The sequence below is a fragment of the Pseudoxanthomonas sp. LjRoot204_2 genome, from assembly GCF_056175765.1.
Genome location: NZ_JBGFFG010000439.1, coordinates 1 through 2,686, shown reverse-complemented (window position 1 = coordinate 2,686; position 2,686 = coordinate 1). Strand labels below are relative to the sequence as shown.

The following is a 2,686-nucleotide window of genomic DNA, read 5'->3' as shown; positions in this document are numbered from 1 at the left end:
CGTATCGACCCACTTGATGCCATCGGTCGTACACAACTCGGTCCAGCCTGCCAGCATCTGCGATCCCGTGGCGGTCACCCACCGCGTTACCGACGGCGCGAACGCCATCAGCAGCGCCGCCAGCAAGGCCAGCTGCAGCATCGGTCGGAGGAAGGCGGACGAACGGATCACCGCGCGATTTTATGCGGGACAGATCATCGGAGTCAGGTGCGACGAAGTGCCGCACCTTGGCGCGTCAGGGGAATACGACGCGCGCACCCAGCAACCGTGGCTTCTCGCCGGCCACATCGGTCCACGCCAGCCACGCGGCATCGTCGTGCCATTGCAATCGCGGGATGCCGCTCGCGCGTCCACGTGCGGACAGGGTGGCGACATCGACGCGCCGCGCGCCGGCCCAGGCGTGGTCGTAGCGTGCCAGTACCAGCGTCTGGCGTTCGTCTTGCGCCTGCTCCAGCCAGCTCACCAGGAGATGGCCATCGCCATGGACCAAACCCAGGCGACCCAGCACCTGCATGCCCTTCGCCAGCGTCACCGGCGCACCGAACGTATCGCCGGCGTCGTCCGAACGTGCCGCACGCAGTTCCGGCACGCCACCTGCTTCCGTGTACCAAGCGACCCAGACCGTGGCACCGTCCGCCACCGCCATCGGCCCGTTGACGGGACAACCGGCGATCTTCCAGCCATCCGCATGCACGTCGCGAGGCGACGTCCAGCGCTGACCGTCGAAGCGAACGATGCGCGTATCGCGGATCTCGCCATCGCCACGTCCTCTATAGACGACCACGACGCCACGATCCGTCACCGCGGACGAAGTGGTGCAGCAATCGCAGGTGGATGCGTCCAGTGGCCACTCTCCCACCTGCTTCGCCTGCGGATCGTAGGTCGCGGCACGCAGCATCATCGCCGCACCGCCTGCGTGGTCGTGTCCTCCACCGTCGTGCCCCGCATGTCCGGACGCCGCCTTCTGCCGGCTGTCGAGCCATGCGATACCCAGCCGGTCGCGTGCCTGCGGCCAGAACGTCACGAAACCATGGTCTCCCGGCGTACCGGACGGATGCACCAGCTGCGGCGCGCTCCACGTCGTGCCGCCATCACCSGAGCGCACCAGGTCGATTCCGTAGTCCATCCGCGACGGCCCGGTACTGCGCAGCCAGTGCGCCCACAGCGAACCGTCCGGCAGGGCATACACATGCGGGGTGTCGGCCCAGTTGACGAACCATGCGTCGCCTTCGGCGATCGTGCGCGGCGACTCCCAGCCCTGCGTCCCGGCAGGCCGGCGGCTGAAACGCAGGCGATGGCCTGCGCCATCCATCGGTTCGACCCAGCTCAACAGCAGCGCGCCGTCCGGCGTGGAGACCAGGTCGGGCTGTGCGGCGCCCGGCGGCGAAGGGAGGTCCGCCACGTCCACGACCGGTGACGGCACAACGGCCACGGGCACAGGTTCGCCCGGGGGCGAACAGGCGGCCAGCGAGGCGAGCAACACCGGCAACCACGGACGGGACCAGCGGGACTTCAGCATGAGGGACGATTCCGGCCGACGGGACCGCGCCATTCCAGCACGGAAGCCGCCTCACTGGGTGCGACCGTCTGTCGCAGGCATTCGCGGTGCGCTTCGTCGCGAGCGTTTATCCTTGCACCATGACCGACACCGCCCGCGACATCCTCACGCCCACCCAGCTCAACACGCTGGCGCGCGACCTGCTGGAAGGCGCGTTTCCGCTCGTGTGGGTGGAAGGCGAGCTGGGCAATGTCACCCGTCCGGCCTCGGGCCATCTCTACTTCACGCTGAAGGATGCGCGTGCGCAGGTGCGCTGCGCGATGTTCAAGCCGAAGAGCCAGTGGCTCAAGTTCGCACCCCGCGAAGGACTGCGCGTCCTCGCGCGCGGCCGGCTGACGCTCTATGAAGCGCGCGGCGATTACCAGTTGGTGATCGACAGCCTGGAAGAGGCCGGCGAAGGCGCGCTGCGCCGCGCCTTCGAGGAGATGCGGGCCAGGCTCGCAGCGGAAGGCGTGTTCGACGACGCACGCAAGCGTGCCCTGCCCGCCCATGTGCGACGCCTCGCCGTGCTGACGTCGCCCACCGGCGCGGCTGTGCGCGACGTGCTCAGCGTGCTGCAACGGCGCTACCCACTGGTGGATGTCGATGTACTGCCCGTGCAGGTGCAGGGCGAGGCAGCGGCGGCGCAGATCGTCGACATGCTGCAGCGCGCCGCGCGCAGCGGGCGCTACGACGTGTTGCTGGTCGCCCGCGGCGGCGGCTCGCTGGAAGATCTCTGGGCCTTCAACGATGAACGCCTCGCGCGCGCCATCGCGGCCTCGCCGGTCCCCGTGGTGTCCGCCATCGGACACGAGACGGACTTCACCMTCGCCGACTTCKSYGCCGACCTGCGCGCGCCCACGCCCWCGGYCGCGGCSGAGCTGCTGGTGCCGGACCAGCGCGACCTGCTGTCGCGCGTTCGCACGTTTCAGCGCCGGCTCGCGACCACCCAGGCACATCGCATGCGCAATGCCATGCAGCGCGCGGACCGCGCCGCCCTGCGGCTCCACGCGCAGCGCCCGCAAGCGCGGCTGCAGATGCTCGGGCGGCGCCAGCAGGATGCCGTCCGTCGCCTCCACGTCCTCTGGCGTGACCGCCACGCGCGCCGCCTGGCCGCGTTGCGCCATGCCGATGCGGTGCTGCGTGCGC

General features: G+C 69.8%; 2 protein-coding genes. One reads left to right on the top strand and one right to left on the bottom strand.

From position 1 onward, the window contains the following. Nucleotides 1–235 precede the first annotated feature (235 nt). The gene (locus tag AC04L7_RS16215; protein WP_435997897.1) at nucleotides 236–1,519 is read right to left on the bottom strand and encodes a sialidase family protein; all 1,284 of its coding nucleotides are present in this window, start codon (nucleotides 1,517–1,519) and stop codon (nucleotides 236–238) included. A 119-nt stretch (nucleotides 1,520–1,638) separates the two neighbouring features. On the opposite strand from AC04L7_RS16215, the gene xseA reads away from it, so the two are divergent. Next, a partial coding sequence (xseA, locus tag AC04L7_RS16210; protein WP_475513414.1) for an exodeoxyribonuclease VII large subunit occupies nucleotides 1,639–2,686 on the top strand: 1,048 nt, incomplete at its 3' end.